Source organism: Streptomyces sp. TRD_SC_5 (assembly GCF_056836825.1).
The window spans coordinates 5,206,441-5,221,426 of record NZ_JBWZZS010000001.1; the positions used below are offsets into that span (position 1 = coordinate 5,206,441).

The following is a 14,986-nucleotide window of genomic DNA, read 5'->3' on the forward strand; positions in this document are numbered from 1 at the left end:
GTGACGATTCTGACCAACAAAGCGGACAAGATCGACCGCCTTGCGGAGCTGACCCAGAGCTCCGAGACGGTCACGGGCTCCAGCCTCTGGCGCGAGGCCTTCCGCCGGATGCGGGCCAGCAAGATGGCCGTCATCGGAGCGGTGATCATCGCGACGTTCGTGCTCGTCTCGGTCGTCGGACCGTGGGTCGCACCGCATGCCCCCACCGCGCAGATCTGGCGCAGTGAGGTCTTCCCCAACCAGGGCAAGTTCGTCGGCATGCGCGGCGAGAACTGGTTCGGCCTGGACCACCTGGGCCGGGACATGTTCTCCCGGTGGCTCGTCGGCGCCCGGCAGACGCTGCTCGTCGGTGTGGTGTCGATGCTCATCGGCCTGGTCATCGGGGCTTTGATCGGTGTGCTCTCCGGAGCCGCCGCCACCCTCGGCGGCAAGTCGGGCCAGCGGGTCGACACCGTCATCATGCGCGTCACCGACATCATGCTGTCGCTGCCCTCGCTGCTGCTGGCCGTCTCCATCGCCGCTGTCCTCGGGCAGTCCCTGACCACCGTGATGATCGCCGTCGGTGTCGTCCAGATCCCCATCTTCGCCCGCCTGCTGCGGGGTTCGATGCTGGTCCAGGGCGGTTCGGACTACGTGCTCGCCGCGAAGGCGGTCGGGATCAGGCGCAGGCGGATCGTCCTCACCCAGATCCTGCCGAACTCCCTGAGCCCTGTGATCGTCCAGGCCACGCTCAGCCTCGCCACCGCGATCATCGAGGCGGCCGCGCTGTCCTACCTGGGCCTGGGCAACCCCGATCCGGCCATCCCCGAGTGGGGCGTCATGCTCTCCCAGGCCCAGCGCTTCTTCGACAACGACCCGATGATGGCCGCCTACCCGGCCATCGGGATCATCATCACCGCTCTCGGCTTCACCCTGCTCGGCGAGGCCATGCGCGAAGCCCTCGACCCGAAGTTGCGAGGCTGAAATCCCATGTCACTGCTTTCTGTTGAGGAACTCAGCGTCACTTTCGTCGCGCGGGACCGCAAGGACTCGACCGCGGTGGACGGCGTCTCCTTCGATGTCGACCAGGGCCAGGTCGTCGGCCTGGTGGGCGAGTCGGGCTGCGGCAAGTCCGTGACCTCGCTCGCGCTGATGGGCCTGCTGCCCGCCAAGGGCGTGAAGATCGGCGGACGAGCCGACTTCGACGGCAAGAACCTGCTCACCATGAGTCAGCGAAACCTGCGGGACATGCGCGGCAGCCAGCTGGCGATGATCTTCCAGGACCCGCTGTCCTCGCTGAACCCGGTCGTCCCGATCGGCATCCAGGTCACCGAGATCCTCCAGCGCCACCGCGGACTCAAGGGCGAGAAGGCCCGCAAGGAAGCGGCCGCACTGCTCGACCGGGTCGGCATCCCCGACCCGGCGCGGCGGCTCAAGGAGTATCCGCACCAGCTCTCCGGCGGCATGCGCCAGCGCGCACTCATCGCCATGGCGGTGGCCTGCGCCCCCCGAATGCTGATCGCCGACGAGCCGACGACCGCCCTGGACGTGACCATCCAGGCGCAGATCCTGGAGCTCCTCAAGGAGCTGGTCGACCAGGAGGGCACCGCGCTGCTGATGATCACGCACGACCTCGGTGTCGTCGCCGGCATCTGCGACCAGGTCAATGTCCTCTACGCGGGACGGGCGGTGGAATCGGCGGGCCGCCGCGAGCTGTTCGCCCACCCCACCCACCCGTACGCCCACGGTCTGCTCGGGTCCATCCCGCGGCTCGACGCACCGCGCGGGGAGCCGCTCAACCCGATCCGCGGCTCCATCAACGACAAGATCGCCTGGGCCGACGGCTGCGCCTTCGCACCCCGGTGCGACCACTACTCGATGGAGTGCCTGACCGGCACACCCGCACTGACCGAACCACGCACGGCCGGACACCAGGTGCGCTGCGTCAACCCCGTCCTGCCCAAAGCGGAGGTCCCGGCATGAGTCTTCTCGAACTGGACGACGTCAAAGTCCACTTCCCGATCAAGACGGGCCTCTTCTTCGACCGTACGGTCGGCCATGTCTACGCGGTCGACGGCGTCTCGCTCAGCATCGAGGCCGGCCAGACGTACGGCCTGGTGGGGGAGTCGGGGTGCGGCAAGAGCACGCTCGGCCGCGCCGTGCTGCGACTGAACGACATCACCGCCGGCGGGGTCGTCTTCGACGGGACCGACCTCGCCAAGCTTCCGCCGGAAGAGATGCGAACGTTTCGCCGCCGGCTCCAGATGGTCTTCCAGGACCCGCTGGGCAGCCTCAACCCGCGGCAGAACATCGAGTCGATCCTCTCCGAGGGCATGGCCGCCCACGGCATCGGCAAGGACCAGGCCGAGCGCCGGGCGAAGATCGAGAAGATCCTCGCCAAGGTCGGACTGCCCGCCAACGCCACGTCCCGGTACCCGCACGAGTTCTCCGGCGGACAGCGCCAGCGCATCGGCATCGCGCGAGCCCTGGTCCTCGAACCCGACGTGATCATCTGCGACGAGCCCGTCTCGGCGCTCGACGTGTCGATCCAGGCACAGGTCATCAATCTCCTGGAAGAACTCCAGAAGTCCCTGGGGCTGACCTATCTCGTCATCGCCCACGACCTCGCCGTCGTCCGGCACATCTCCGACGTCATCGGGGTCATGTACCTGGGCGGGCTGGTCGAGGAGGCGCCGAGCGACTCGCTGTACGCCGGGCCCCGGCACCCTTACACCAAGGCGCTGATGTCCGCCGTACCGGTGCCCGACCCCGAGGTCGAGGACCGGCGCGAGCGCATTCTGCTGCACGGTGATCTGCCCTCCCCGGCGAACCCGCCGACAGGCTGCCGGTTCCACACCCGCTGCCCGTGGGTGCAGGAGACGAAGTGCGCCACGGAACGCCCGGTGCTGACGGACATGGGCGACGGCCACAAGGTGGCGTGCCACTTCGCCGCGGAGATCGAGGCCGGGACGGTGAAGCGGACCCTGGCCACCGGGATCGAGGCCGTGGTCGCCACGGAGGCCGTCGCCTCCGAGGCTGCGGAGACGGCCGAAAGCGCCCTGACCGTACCGGCCCAGGCCCCCGCGGCCGGGTCCCCGGGCGCGGGGGACACCGGCAAGGATTAGAACCGGCACAATTGCCCGGTGTTCCAGGAACTCTTCACGCCCTCCGTCCAGCATTCGCTCGACCTCGCCGGGATCTTCGTCTTCGCGATCTCCGGCGCGCTGCTCGCCGTACGCAAGAACTTCGACGTCTTCGGCATCGTGGTGCTCGCAGAGGTCACCGCGCTGGGCGGAGGGCTGTTCCGAGACCTCATCATCGGCGCGGTGCCGCCGGCCGCCTTCACCGACCTCGGGTACTTCATCACCCCGCTGATCGCGGCCACGCTGGTCTTCTTCCTGCACCCCGAGGTGGAGCGCATCCAGGGCGCGGTCAACGCCTTCGACGCGGCCGGGCTCGGGCTCTTCTGTGTCACGGGCACCACCAAGGCGTACGACTACGGGCTCGGCCTGACCGCTTCGGCGGCCCTCGGCCTGGCGACCGCAGTCGGCGGCGGCGTACTGCGTGACGTACTCGCCAACGAGGTGCCCTCGCTGCTGCGCTGGGACCGTGACCTGTACGCCGTACCGGCGATCGTCGGGGCCGCGATGGTCGCCCTGTGCATCCGCTTCGACATGCTGAACGCCCTGACCAGCGGGATCGCCGTCGTCACCGCTTTCACGCTGAGACTGCTGGCCATGCACTTCCACTGGCGGGCGCCGCGCGCCTGGCACCGGAGCTCGGCGAAGGCCGAGGAAAAATCCGAGGCCACCACTTAGCTACCGCTTAGTAACGTGTCGGTGTACGGTGCATGCCATGGCACAGGCATCCATCGGGGACAGTGAGTTCGACCGCGACACCGCCCTCTCGGCGCGGGAACCGGGCGTCTACGACGCGGAGCTCTCCGCGGGCTGGACGATCATCCACGCCGTCAACGGCGGCTACCTCCTCGCCCTGCTCGGCCGGGCGCTCGGCGACGCGCTGCCGCACTCCGACCCGTTCACGGTCTCGGCGCACTACCTGACGCCGTCCGTGCCCGGCAAGGCGGTCATCCGGACGCAGACCGTCCGCACCGGACGCACCCTCTCCACCGGTCAGGCCTCCCTCTTCCAGTACGCCGACGACGGCACCGAGGTCGAGAGGATTCGCGTCCTCGCCTCCTACGGCGACCTCGACGCCCTGCCCGACGACGTCCGCACGACCGCGAGCCCGCCGGACATGCCGCCGTACGAGCACTGCCTCGGCACCGAAGCCGGGCCCGCCGCCATCCCGGGCAGCTCGGCCATCACCGAGCGGCTCAACATCCGGCTCGACCCCGCTACCGTCGGCTGGGCCGTCGGCGCGCCCTCCGGCAAGGGCGAGATGCGCGGCTGGTTCGGCCTCGCCGACGGCCGCGACGCCGACCCGCTCTCGCTGCTGCTCACGGTCGACGCCCTGCCGCCGACCTCGTTCGAGCTGGGCCTCAAGGGGTGGACGCCGACCGTCGAGCTCACCACCCACATACGCTGCCGGCCAGCCCCGGGACCGCTGCGCGTCTCCATCACCACCCGCAACCTCGCGGGCGGCTTCCTGGAGGAGGACGCGGAGGTCTGGGACAGCGCGGACCGGCTCGTCGCCCAGTCCCGGCAGCTCGCTCGGGCGCCGCGCGGCTGATTCCCGCCCGGCCGGCCCCGGCCCTCCGGGCAGGATGGGCGCCGTGAAATCAGAACGGCTGCTCTCGATACTGCTCCTGCTCCAGACCAGGGGACTGGTCCCGGCCGCTGAGCTGGCCGAGCGCCTCGAAGTCTCCGTACGCACCATCTACCGCGACGTCGAGTCGCTGTCGGCGTCGGGCGTCCCGGTGTACGCCGAGCGCGGGCGGCACGGCGGGATCGCGCTGCTGCCCGGGTTCCGCACGGATGTGACGGGGCTGACCCGTGACGAGTCGCGGGCCCTGTTCGTACTGGCCGCGCAGGGCGCGCACACCGCGCTCGGGCTCGACGAGGCGCTCGGGTCCGCGCTGCGCAAGGTGATGGCGGCGCTGCCCGAACCGCACCGCCCCGGAGCGGAGTCGACGAGCCGGCGCGTCCTCGTCGATCCGCTGCGGTGGCGCGCGCCGCAGGCCGAGGTCGATCTGGCCCAGTTGCAGGGCGCGGTGTTCGCCGACCGCCGGCTGCGGCTGCGCTACCGGCACAGCGGGGCGGACGAGGTGCGGACGTACACCGTCGATCCGTACGGACTCGTCGTCAAGGCGGGCGTCTGGTACCTCGTGGCGGACCACGAGGGCGCCCCGGCCCTCTACCGCGCCGACCGTGTGCACGCGGCCGCGCCCACCGACCAGCCCGTCCGGCGGCGGGCCGGGGTGGAACTGGCGGACGCCTGGGCGGTGTTGCGGCGCCGGGTGGAGGAGCGGTCGGCAGAGGTGCGGGTGCGCGCCAGGGTGATGCTGTCCCGGCTGGGCCTGTTCGTACGCGTCCATGCCCAGCACCTGACAGCGGAGCCGGAGCCGCTGGACGAGCAGTGGGCGGCGGTCGAGCTCGCTTTCGGCTCGGTGCCGGAGGCGCGGTCGCTGCTGGCGTTCGGGGAGCGCGTCGAGGTGCTTTCGCCGCCGGAGGTGAGGGCGGAGCTGGCCAGGGCGTCGGCGGCGGTCGTGGAGCTGTACGGGGGCGGGGCCGGTCTCAGTAGAGCCGGTGGCGGCGAGGCCGGTCTCAGTCCAGCCAGTGGCGGCGGCCGAGGCTGACCAGGCGCAGCTGGCGGCGCGCGAGGGATGCGGCGGCCTCGACGCGCTCGTCGCCGTACGGCTCGGCCTCCAGGAACGCGGACGCGGTCATCACCATGTGGTCCACGTAGACGTGCGCGAGCATCCGCAGGTCCTCCTCGCTCCAGCCGGCCGAGTCGGGCTGGGTGGTGAGCCAGGCCGCCACCTCGTCGGCGAACAGGCGCAGTTGCTCGCCTATCGCGGTGCGGACCCGCTCCACGCCACCGTGGCGTTCGCGGGCGATGAACCGGACGTGGGCGGGGTACGCGTGGACGAGGCGGGCCATGAGGCCGACCGTGCTGTCGATGCGCTCGGCGCTGTCGCCGGTCGCGGCGAGGGTCGCGCGGATCACCTCGTGCAGGCTGCCGAGGGCCTCGTCGACGAGGGCGACGCCGAGGTCGGCCGTGTCCCGGAAGTGCCGGTAGAACGCGGTCGGTGCGACGCCGACGGCGCGGGTGACCTCGCGCAGGCCCAGGCTGCTCAGGCTCTGGTCCTCGAGCAGGGTGAGGGCCGCCTCCATGAGGGCCCGGCGGGTCTTCTGCTTCTGGGCCTGGCGGATCCCGGCGGTGTGACTCATGACATTCAGTAAACAACTGTTCTCTGTTGCGGGGAACCCCGGGGGCAGGCCTAGGCTGAGTGGTCAGTGAACAGTCGTACTCTCAACCTCTCAGGAGGGGTTTACGTGTTCTTCCTCGTCGCGGCTCTGCTGTTGCTGGGGGTGCTGATGGGCTCGGTCGCCCATGTACCGGTCCCGGTGTCCCTCGTCGCCGCCGCACTCATCGGTGTCTGGCTGCTCGTCTTCGCCGCCCGTGAGCGTCACTCGCGACGCTCCACCCGAAGGAGCTGAACACGCCGTGGAGTTCACCGCATTCAAACCGGCATCCGCGCGCGGCCGGACCGGCGCGCGGGACGCCGACGGGATGGCCGTCGCCTCGTTCGTCCTCGGCCTCGTCGGACTGCTCGTACTCAACATCTTCCTCGGCCCCATCGCCGTGGTCCTGGCGTCCATGGCCCTGTGGCGGGGCACCGAACGCCGGGGCAGGGCGCTGCTCGGCCTGGGTCTCGGAGTGGCCGACCTGGTGGTCCTCGCCGTCCTCGCCTCGGCCGACAACACCGTGTCCTGGACCTTCGGCGGCTGACCGACGGCGGCGGGACGCCGGCCGGGACAAAGGCCGGGACGGGGAGCGTGCGGCGGGCTCGTAGAATCGAGTGCACCATGGCTTACCTCGACCACGCCGCGACCACCCCGATGCTTCCGGAAGCGGTCGGGGCGATGACCGCCCAGCTCACCGTCACCGGCAACGCGTCGTCCTTGCACGCCGCCGGCCGACGGGCCCGGCGTACCGTCGAGGAGGCCCGCGAGATGCTCGCCGAGTCCCTCGGCGCCCGGCCGAGCGAGGTGGTCTTCACCGCCGGCGGCACCGAGGCGGACAACCTCGCCGTGAAGGGCCTGTACTGGGCCCGGCGCGACGCCGACCCGCGCAGAACCCGGGTGCTGGCCAGCCCCGTCGAGCACCACGCCGTGCTGGACGCCGTCCACTGGCTGGGCGAACACGAGGGCGCGAGGGTCGAATACCTGGCGGTCGACGCGTACGGACGCGTCCACCCGGAAGCACTCCGCGCCGCCATTGAACGCGACCCGTCCGATGTCGCCATGGCCACCGTGATGTGGGCCAACAACGAGATCGGCACCGTCATGCCGGTCCGCGAACTGGCCGACGTGGCAGCGGAGTTCGGCGTACCGCTGCACGCCGACGCGGTACAGGCGTACGGCCAGCTCGACGTCGACTTCGCGGCCTCCGGACTGGCCGCTATGACCGTATCGGGGCACAAGATCGGCGGCCCGTACGGCATCGGCGCGCTGCTCCTCGGCCGCGAGTACACCCCCGTACCCGTACTGCACGGCGGCGGCCAGGAGCGGCACGTGCGCTCCGGCACTCTCGACGCCCCGGCCATCGCCGCGTTCGCCGTGGCGGGCCGGGTCGCGGCCGAGCAGCGCGAATGGTTCGCGCGCGAGATCGGCGGCCTGCGCGACGACCTGGTGGCGGCCGTACGCGCGGCCGTCCCCACGGCGATCCTCGGCGGCGACCCGTCCCCGGCGGGCCGGCTCCCCGCCAACGCGCACTTCACCTTCCCGGGCTGCGAGGGGGATTCCCTGCTCCTCCTCCTCGACGCACAGGGCATCGAATGCTCCACCGGGTCCGCCTGTACGGCGGGAGTCGCCCAGCCCAGCCACGTCCTGCTGGCCACCGGAACCGACCCGGACCTCGCGCGCGGCACGCTGCGCTTCTCGTTCGGGCACACCTCGACCGCCGACGACGTGGCGGCGGTGGCCGACGCGATCGGTCCGGCGGTGGAGCGGGCGCGTACGGCCGGACTCGTGTGACACGGCCGGACTGGTCTGTCACAGCCGGACTCTTCTGACGGCGCCGGGCCGGCCCGGCTAGGTCTTGACCGGCGGCCCGCCCGCCAGCTCCTCCCGCACGAACCGGAGGTAGCGGCTCCAGTCCCAGTGCGGGCCGGGGTCGGTGTGGTCGGTGCCCGGGACCTCGACGTGGCCGATGATGTGCTCCCGGTCGGCGGGTATCTCGTACCGACGGCAGATCCCGGCGGCGAGACGGGCCGACGAGCGGTACATGACGTCCGTGAAGTTCTCCGGCCGGTCGACGAAACCCTCGTGCTCGATGCCGACGCTGCGTTCGTTGTACGAGCGGTTCCCGGCGTGGTACGCGACGTCCAGCTCCCGCGCCATCTGCGTGATGTGGCCGTCCTTCGCGCGCACTATGTAATGCGCCGCGGCCGCGTGCAGCGGGTCCTTGAAGACGCGCACGGCCGAGGCGTAGCTGCCCTGCGTCACATGGATCACGATCCGGTCGATGGTGTAGTCCGCCGGACGGTCGGCGGTCCGCAGATTCGCGGCCGACGCCGACACCCACCGGGCGCCCTTGTGATCCACCTCTCCGTCCGTGCGCTGCTTGTCGATGCCCGGCACGAGCCACCACAGCCGGGACACTTCCTCCCCGAACAGGGCGGCCGTACCGCCCACGACGGCCGCGCCGCCCCCGATGAACAGAGCGCGTCTGCTCACCCCTGCCGCCTTCTTGTGTTCCATGAGCTCTTTAACGCTTTCGGCCCTGTCGGTGGTTCCGTCTACCCTGGTGGAGCTATGACTGAGACCCCGCGCCGCCTCCGTGTCCTCGCCGCCATGTCCGGCGGGGTCGACTCCGCCGTTGCAGCCGCCCGAGCCGTTGAGGCCGGGCACGATGTGACCGGCGTACACCTCGCCCTGTCCGCCAACCCGCAGTCGTTCCGTACGGGCGCGCGGGGCTGCTGCACGATCGAGGACTCGCGCGACGCGCGCCGGGCCGCCGACGTCATCGGCATCCCCTTCTACGTCTGGGACCTCGCCGAGCGCTTCCGCGAGGACGTGGTCGAGGACTTCGTCGCTGAGTACGAGGCCGGGCGCACCCCGAACCCCTGCCTGCGCTGCAACGAGAAGATCAAGTTCGCGGCGCTGCTCGACAAGGCGCTCGCCCTGGGCTTCGACGCGGTGGCCACCGGCCACTACGCGACGGTCGTACTGAACGAGGACGGCAGCCGCGAGCTCCACCGCGCGTCCGACATGGCCAAGGACCAGTCGTACGTCCTCGGCGTCCTCGACGAGCGGCAGCTCGCGCACGCGATGTTCCCGCTCGGCGACACCCTCACCACCAAGGACGAGATCCGCGCGGAGGCCGAGCGCCGCGGTCTCGCGGTCGCGAAGAAGCCGGACAGCCACGACATCTGCTTCATCGCCGACGGCGACACCCAGGGCTTCCTGGCGGACCGGCTCGGCGGCAAGGCGGAGGGCGACATCCTCGACGAGTCGGGCGCCAAGCTCGGCAGCCACGACGGCGCCTTCGGCTTCACCATCGGCCAGCGCAAGGGCCTGCGCATCGGCCACCCCGCCGCCGACGGCAAGCCGCGCTACGTCCTGGACATCTCGCCGGTGAACAACACGGTGACGGTCGGCCCGGTAGAAGCCCTCGACGTCACCGCCCTGACCGCGATCAAGCCCCGCTGGTGCGGGACCGCCCCGGCGGGGAGCGGCACGTACACGGCGCAACTGCGCGCGCACGGCGGCGAGACACCGGTGACGGCGGAGCTGGTCGACGGCTCTGAGCTCCGGGTCACCTTCACCGAGCCGGTGCGCGGGGTGGCACCCGGCCAGGCGATCGTGCTGTACGACGGCACCCGCGTGGTCGGCTCCGCAACGATCGCGACGACGAGCCGAGCGGCTGCGGCCCTGGCCTGACCTCCGGATCCGTGCCGGGGAGCCCTACCGGAAGATCGCCATGGCCTGGACTTCGAGCACGCCGTCGTGAGCGTTCCAGTCCTGCACCTTGCCCAGACAGCGGGCCGAGAACGTGCCCTGCGGGACCTCGTTGCGCAGCCCCTCGGTCGCGCAGGTGACCCGCACCCGCGGGCCCCGGGAAGGGTCGTCGGGGTCGCCGTAGGGTGCCAGGAACACCGTGGACTCCGGTGATTCGCTGATCTTGCGGAACCGGCCGCGTACGAGCACGAAGTCCTCGATGTCGCGCAGTCGCACGGTCCGCGGGGCGGGCGAAGCGGCCCGCGGCCGGTTCGCGAGCGCCCGGGTGAGCGCGGCGTTGCGCCGTATCGTCTCGCCCGCGAGGTCGACATGGACGATGACGTTCTTCTCCTCCAGGACGTCCATGATGACGCCGATGACCGAAATGGGTTCGGCGACCTCCATGTACTTGCTGACGATCTCGCTGTTGTCCTTCCGGCCCGCGCCCGCGCTCAGACCGAAGACCTTGGCACGGATGTTGCCGTCCGCGCTGTCACTGGTCCGCTGTTCCACCTCTTTGCGGAGCGCCGCGGCGTACCCGCGCATCTGGTAGTGGTCCATGACGGAGCGGTCGTGGAGGTAGAAGCAAATGCTGTACGTCAGGGTCTGGTCGCGGTCGCGCCTGCCGCCGACGAGCCACAGCACCGCCAGGACGAGCAGAACCCCGACCCCCGAGGCGGTCAGCAGCCACAGGAGCATCCAGGGCCACCACACGCCCCACCACGCTTCAGTCAGCACACCCACGGATCTCCTTGAAAGCGCTGATGAGGGACCGGTCGGTGGCATCGACCATGCGGCCGCCCGTTGCCCGTGCCCCTCGGTCCAGTTCCCCGGCGTCCGCCTCGCCGTAGCGAATGGCGTACGTACGTACCGCGTCGGCCTCCCGCGGCAGCCGGGCATGGCGGCGGACGAACGCGTCCAGGCCGATACCGGTGTTGTTCTCTCCGTCGGTCATCAGGACGATGGAGAGGGTACGTTCCGGGTCCTTCCGCAGGAGTGCGGAGGCGTTGCGGTAGGCGTGGTCGAGCGAGGACCAGATGGCGGTGGCGTCGTCGAAGTCGTCGGACGCGACGAAGCCGCGCAGCCGGTCCAGGTCGGCCGGGTTCCGGTAGGTGATGCTCCGCTCGTCCAGCACGCTGCCGCCGAACCGCATCACGGTGAGCCTCTCGCGTTGGTAGAAGCGGACGAACTTGCCCGAGCGTGAGTCGTCTTCGCCGGCCAGAGCGTCGAAGGCGGCGCGCAGCTGGGCGATCCGGTCGCCACGCATCGACGTCGAGAAGTCGAGCAGGAAGATCACCTCCGAGGACCGGTCGCGCCCCGGGTTGCCGTAGTCGGCGAGGAGCCGGTCGATCACCTTCTGGTCGTCGGGAAAGTAGAAGGCGTTGCCGACAGGCTCGCGCAACGGCGCGCTGCGGGGCACGGCCGGGTCGATCGGCCGGCGCAGGGTGCGTTCCATGATCTGTTTCTGCGCCGGTTCGCTGCGCAGCCACTGCACCAGCGTGTCGTACGCGGCACGCTTGGCCGGGTCGAGGAGCAGCACCGGGTAGTCGGACAGGACCATGCCGTCCCTGGGATAGATGATCTCCAGCGGTTCGCGCAGCCTGCCGCTGTTGTTGAGCGCCAGAAGTTCGGATTCGTACGTGATGAGGGCGTTCAGCTCGTTCTGGCGGGCGGCGAAGCCGTCGGCGAGCTTGGCGGAGACATCGCCGGTGAGCGCGTGGCCGGCGAAGAAGCCGCGCAGCCGGTCGCAGGAGACGTCGTCCGGGCGCAGTGCGGTGCCGGTTCCCGCCGCGGCGGTCGCCACTCCGACGAGCGCCGCCAGGCCACTGTTGGTGTGGCGCGGGTCGGCCATCCCGAACCGCAGGGATCCGTCGGCCGCCGCATCGGCCGCTTCGGCCCAGGAGATCTGGCCGTCGGCAGTGCCCTTGCGCAGCCGCTCGGCCGTCCCGCGCTTCATTCCGATCACGACGGGGGAGCGCATGATGCTGGTGGACAGGGGCCTTTCCCCGCTGTCGCCGTTCGCCCTGGCCTTGAGCAGGTAGTAGCGGTCGGAGGAGAGCCAGGCCAGGTCGTGCCGGCGGCCGCCGGGCCCGGCGAGCTCGTTTCCGGCGTCCACCGTGCCCCGGTAGTCCATCTCCAGCGAGATCCCTGTCTCCCGGCGCAGTTCGTCGAGCACGGGCCCCATGTCGGCGAGTTCCGAACTGGCCAGCACGCGCAGTGTGATCGGCTCGGGGCGGTCGGTGGAGCAGGCGGTGGCGACGGTGAGCCACAGGGACGCGAGGCACAGCGCGATCAGGCCCGTGGACCCGCGACGCGGCCTCATCAGGGCCGTCCGGGCACGACGTCGGCGGCGGGGCAGTCGCCGACGCCGGAGATCATCCGCTCCAGGAAGCGCAGCCGCGGCATGGCCGACCTGGTGGCGTCGCCGGCGATGGACGGGACAGGGATCTCACGGTCCTGGAGAAAACGGGTGAGCTGGTCGCCCGCGACCTGGCCCGAGGGGTCGAGTATCCGAAATCCCAGCTCCATCGCGCGGCGCCGCAGCTGCGGGTCGTGTGTGATCAGCTCACCGAGCCGGTCGCCGTCCTTGTTGAGCGCGATGAACTGCGGCTGCGTGACGAACTGGCCCGAGGGATACAGCAGCACGCGCTGGGAGTCGAGCTTCTTCGCGTTCGCCCTGTACCGCACCTGGTAGGCGAGGTACTGGTGTTCATACGCCACCACCACAGGAGCGATGTTCTTGCCCTCGGGCGAGATGTAGGTACGGAAGACGTCGGCGGCCGGCAGGCCCTGTTCCATGAGGTGGCGGATGTCGCGGGCGCGCTCGTCGGCCTCCCGGTCCGAGTCCGGCACCTCGTCGCCGTCGCCGCGCCAGGTGAACGCGACCAGGGCCAGGTACGTACCGGCGGAATTGGAGCCGCAGACGTCGGGGGTCTGGGCGACGATCCTGTTGGCGTTGGCGAGCCCGTGCCGCCGTATCCCGATGTCGTTCCAGCGACGCTTGTCGTGGATGTGCCGCAGGAACTTCGGCATGTCCAGCGCGTAGTAGTACGGCTCGTCCGGCCCCGAGCCGCTCTGGGGCTTCGCGATGCCCGCGTCGGTGAGTGTCTCGGCGTACTCGCGGTAGGTCGGAAGCACGATGGGGCTGACGAACGGGCGGTGCACCTTGGCGTACTGGTTGTTCGCCGCGCGCTCACCGGTGATCAGGTCGCCGGCCGGCTGCCCGGACGGGAACACGAAGTCGTACGAGTCGACATCACGTATGGCGACCTCGCGCGATCCCGTACTGGTGATGTGAATACGCAGGTGATGCTTCAGCAGCAGACGCTTGACCTCCTCGTCCTCGAAGAAGTCCCGCTTGGAGGCCATCCTGCCCTCCAACGTGATGACACGTTCGGCCGGAAGCAGGATGTTCCCCGACACGGCCAGTACGGCCGTTCCGGTCAGCACGACCGCCAGCAGCGGCAGGAACGTCACGAGGAAACTGCGTCGTGACCGCGCCGAGCGCGACTCATGCCTGATGCCGAGCCGTGGTTCCTCGGCTGTCTGTCTTTCCCCCACCGCCACAGACGCCTCCCCCGCCGACCCCGGCCACGTCACGCAACAGCATTGCGTCTCCGGATGACTTCCCGCGGAACCTTCGGCCAATGCCTGGGAAACAACGTGCCGCCGCATCTGTGGCGCGCTTTTCGGCGAGCGTCCGAGCGCGTCGGCCTCACGCCGCGAAGAACTCCCGCAGCACGGGCGCCAGTACCTGGGGTGACACGTCGTGGACCTGGCCCGTGAGCGTCCGGTGGCGCCCGCAGCGCACCGCTTCCGCCACCCGCCGCGCGGCGTCCCGCATCGACGGCGGGCTCGCGCCACCGTCGACCACGAGGACCGGCGGTCCGACGGACGCCAGCCGCTCCGCCGGCACCGTGCCGTCGCCCATCACCGCGTCGTCGTACGCCAGGGTCGGTGCCACCGCCTCCAGCTCCGGCCACATCGGCGCCTCGCGCACCTGCGCGACGACCTCGGGCGGCATGCCCACCAATGACAGGAAGAGTTCGGCGGCGCCCCCGCGGTCCCCCGCCGCGAGGAGTTCGCCGAGCCGTGTCGTGTACCGCGACTTGGCGGCCCTGCCGTCGGGTTCGATGACGGTGAAGGGCGGCTCGTACACGGCGATCCTGTCGAACGGCACGCCGCTTGCCGCCGCCTCCAGGACCAGCGCACCGCCCGACGACATGCCGTACACCGACACGGGACCGCGCTCTTCCCCGACCAGGGCCGCCAGGTCCTCGACCTCGCGCGCTACCGCGTAGGGCGCGGTGTCGCCGCTGTCGCCGCGGCCCCGCCTGTCGTACGTGACGACGCCGAAGTGCGGCGCGAGCAGCGCCGCCAGCGGCGCCTCGGCGGCGCCCGTGCTGAACGCACCGCCCACCAGGATCAACGGCGGCCCCTCGCCCAGCCGTTGGCAGGCGATGGGCGTGCCGTCCCGTGAAATCACTTTGGTCATACGGTGCTGACCGGTCGGCGCCCGGGAACTCATCGCTCCCGCGAGAGAAAATCAGCCCGTACCGACAACCTCCGTCTCGTAGAAGCAGAAGTGGCCCTTCACCGCCACCACTTCCGGCTTCGGGTCGAGGTAGGCCCACACCAGATCCGCCGCGTCCGGCAGCGACCAGTACGAAGCGTCCCCCTTGAAGGGACAGTGGGTGCGCCTGTCCGAAGGCGTCAGCAGGTCGGTCCTGACGTCCTCGGGAGGCAGGTAGTAACGCACCGGCAGGCCGGTCTCGCGCAACAGCAGCGGGCGGCGGCTCTCCGCCAGTACCTGCCCGCCGTGCGTGACCCGCACATGCTCGGTGCCCTGCTCTACGGTGATGCGGTGTCCTGCGGTCACG

The 14,986-nt window shown here is 70.6% G+C and carries 17 protein-coding genes; 10 read left to right on the plus strand and 7 right to left on the minus strand.

The features are described from left to right. Genes AC1P0E_RS24020 through AC1P0E_RS24045 form a run of 6 tightly spaced genes read left to right on the plus strand, consistent with a single transcriptional unit; the run spans position 1 to position 5,737 of the window. A complete protein-coding gene (locus AC1P0E_RS24020) occupies positions 1-963 on the plus strand; it encodes an ABC transporter permease (RefSeq protein ID WP_482744198.1) in 963 nt (320 codons plus the stop codon). 6 nt (positions 964-969) lie between these two features. Next, positions 970-1,962, plus strand: coding sequence for an ABC transporter ATP-binding protein (locus AC1P0E_RS24025; protein WP_482744199.1), 993 nt, complete (start codon positions 970-972; stop codon positions 1,960-1,962). Continuing rightward, positions 1,959-3,104, plus strand: coding sequence for an ABC transporter ATP-binding protein (locus tag AC1P0E_RS24030; RefSeq protein ID WP_482744200.1), 1,146 nt, complete (start codon positions 1,959-1,961; stop codon positions 3,102-3,104). Before AC1P0E_RS24025 ends, AC1P0E_RS24030 begins: the two co-directional genes overlap by 4 nt. Positions 3,105-3,122: 18 nt before the next feature. After that, positions 3,123-3,797 carry a trimeric intracellular cation channel family protein gene (locus AC1P0E_RS24035; protein ID WP_482744201.1) on the plus strand — a complete coding sequence of 225 codons (675 nt, stop codon included), beginning with the start codon at positions 3,123-3,125 and terminating at the stop codon, positions 3,795-3,797. A gap of 37 nt (positions 3,798-3,834) precedes the next feature. Continuing rightward, the gene (locus tag AC1P0E_RS24040; protein ID WP_482744202.1) at positions 3,835-4,671 is read left to right on the plus strand and encodes a thioesterase family protein; all 837 of its coding nucleotides are present in this window, start codon (positions 3,835-3,837) and stop codon (positions 4,669-4,671) included. Between the two features lie 43 nt (positions 4,672-4,714). Further along, entirely contained in the window at positions 4,715-5,737 is a 1,023-nt protein-coding gene (locus AC1P0E_RS24045) for a helix-turn-helix transcriptional regulator (RefSeq protein ID WP_482744203.1), read from the plus strand. Here the strand turns inward: AC1P0E_RS24045 and AC1P0E_RS24050 are convergent. Beyond that, complete coding sequence (locus tag AC1P0E_RS24050; RefSeq protein WP_482744204.1) at positions 5,706-6,332, minus strand: TetR family transcriptional regulator; 627 nt, start codon at positions 6,330-6,332, stop codon at positions 5,706-5,708. The genes AC1P0E_RS24045 and AC1P0E_RS24050 overlap by 32 nt on opposite strands. Before the next feature lie 105 nt (positions 6,333-6,437). On the opposite strand from AC1P0E_RS24050, the gene AC1P0E_RS24055 reads away from it, so the two are divergent. The 3 genes from AC1P0E_RS24055 to AC1P0E_RS24065 all read left to right on the plus strand — a co-directional run bounded on the left by AC1P0E_RS24055 (position 6,438) and on the right by AC1P0E_RS24065 (position 8,141). Continuing rightward, positions 6,438-6,602 carry a hypothetical protein gene (locus AC1P0E_RS24055; protein ID WP_482744205.1) on the plus strand — a complete coding sequence of 55 codons (165 nt, stop codon included), beginning with the start codon at positions 6,438-6,440 and terminating at the stop codon, positions 6,600-6,602. A gap of 73 nt (positions 6,603-6,675) precedes the next feature. Next, entirely contained in the window at positions 6,676-6,894 is a 219-nt protein-coding gene (locus AC1P0E_RS24060; RefSeq protein WP_482745881.1) for a DUF4190 domain-containing protein, read from the plus strand. Positions 6,895-6,971: 77 nt separating this feature from the next. Beyond that, positions 6,972-8,141, plus strand: a complete 1,170-nt coding sequence (locus AC1P0E_RS24065; protein ID WP_482744206.1) for a cysteine desulfurase family protein — start codon at positions 6,972-6,974, stop codon at positions 8,139-8,141. Between the two features lie 57 nt (positions 8,142-8,198). On the opposite strand, the gene AC1P0E_RS24070 is transcribed toward AC1P0E_RS24065, so the two are convergent. Next, a complete protein-coding gene (locus tag AC1P0E_RS24070; protein ID WP_482744207.1) occupies positions 8,199-8,867 on the minus strand; it encodes an N-acetylmuramoyl-L-alanine amidase in 669 nt (222 codons plus the stop codon). 54 nt (positions 8,868-8,921) lie between these two features. Between AC1P0E_RS24070 and mnmA the strand changes: the two genes are divergently transcribed. Further along, the gene (gene mnmA / locus AC1P0E_RS24075; protein WP_482744208.1) at positions 8,922-10,049 is read left to right on the plus strand and encodes a tRNA 2-thiouridine(34) synthase MnmA; all 1,128 of its coding nucleotides are present in this window, start codon (positions 8,922-8,924) and stop codon (positions 10,047-10,049) included. Between the two features lie 24 nt (positions 10,050-10,073). Here mnmA and AC1P0E_RS24080 read toward each other — a convergent pair whose 3' ends face one another. The 5 genes from AC1P0E_RS24080 to AC1P0E_RS24100 form a co-directional block, all read right to left on the minus strand. After that, positions 10,074-10,844 (minus strand): hypothetical protein, encoded by a 771-nt coding sequence (locus AC1P0E_RS24080; RefSeq protein ID WP_482744209.1) that lies wholly within the window; start codon positions 10,842-10,844, stop codon positions 10,074-10,076. Then, positions 10,834-12,429: a vWA domain-containing protein gene (locus tag AC1P0E_RS24085; RefSeq protein WP_482744210.1), complete on the minus strand. Its 1,596-nt coding sequence runs from the start codon at positions 12,427-12,429 to the stop codon at positions 10,834-10,836. The genes AC1P0E_RS24080 and AC1P0E_RS24085 overlap by 11 nt, the downstream gene beginning before the upstream one ends. Continuing rightward, the gene (locus AC1P0E_RS24090) at positions 12,429-13,583 is read right to left on the minus strand and encodes a hypothetical protein (RefSeq protein WP_482744211.1); all 1,155 of its coding nucleotides are present in this window, start codon (positions 13,581-13,583) and stop codon (positions 12,429-12,431) included. Before AC1P0E_RS24090 ends, AC1P0E_RS24085 begins: the two co-directional genes overlap by 1 nt. 238 nt (positions 13,584-13,821) lie before the next feature. Beyond that, the gene (locus tag AC1P0E_RS24095) at positions 13,822-14,601 is read right to left on the minus strand and encodes an alpha/beta fold hydrolase (protein ID WP_482744212.1); all 780 of its coding nucleotides are present in this window, start codon (positions 14,599-14,601) and stop codon (positions 13,822-13,824) included. 51 nt (positions 14,602-14,652) lie between these two features. Next, positions 14,653-14,985 (minus strand): DUF427 domain-containing protein, encoded by a 333-nt coding sequence (locus AC1P0E_RS24100; protein ID WP_482744213.1) that lies wholly within the window; start codon positions 14,983-14,985, stop codon positions 14,653-14,655. Position 14,986: the final 1 nt, after the last annotated feature.

Coding starts and splice junctions, on each gene's coding strand:
- AC1P0E_RS24025 (WP_482744199.1), top strand. CDS start 970: ATGTCACTGCTTTCTGTTGAGGAACTCAGCGTCACTTTCGTCGCGCGG.
- AC1P0E_RS24070 (WP_482744207.1), bottom strand. CDS start 8,867: ATGGAACACAAGAAGGCGGCAGGGGTGAGCAGACGCGCTCTGTTCATC.
- AC1P0E_RS24060 (WP_482745881.1), top strand. CDS start 6,676: ATGGCCGTCGCCTCGTTCGTCCTCGGCCTCGTCGGACTGCTCGTACTC.
- AC1P0E_RS24040 (WP_482744202.1), top strand. CDS start 3,835: ATGGCACAGGCATCCATCGGGGACAGTGAGTTCGACCGCGACACCGCC.
- AC1P0E_RS24085 (WP_482744210.1), bottom strand. CDS start 12,429: ATGAGGCCGCGTCGCGGGTCCACGGGCCTGATCGCGCTGTGCCTCGCG.
- AC1P0E_RS24095 (WP_482744212.1), bottom strand. CDS start 14,601: ATGACCAAAGTGATTTCACGGGACGGCACGCCCATCGCCTGCCAACGG.
- AC1P0E_RS24050 (WP_482744204.1), bottom strand. CDS start 6,332: ATGAGTCACACCGCCGGGATCCGCCAGGCCCAGAAGCAGAAGACCCGC.
- AC1P0E_RS24030 (WP_482744200.1), top strand. CDS start 1,959: ATGAGTCTTCTCGAACTGGACGACGTCAAAGTCCACTTCCCGATCAAG.
- AC1P0E_RS24065 (WP_482744206.1), top strand. CDS start 6,972: ATGGCTTACCTCGACCACGCCGCGACCACCCCGATGCTTCCGGAAGCG.
- mnmA (WP_482744208.1), top strand. CDS start 8,922: ATGACTGAGACCCCGCGCCGCCTCCGTGTCCTCGCCGCCATGTCCGGC.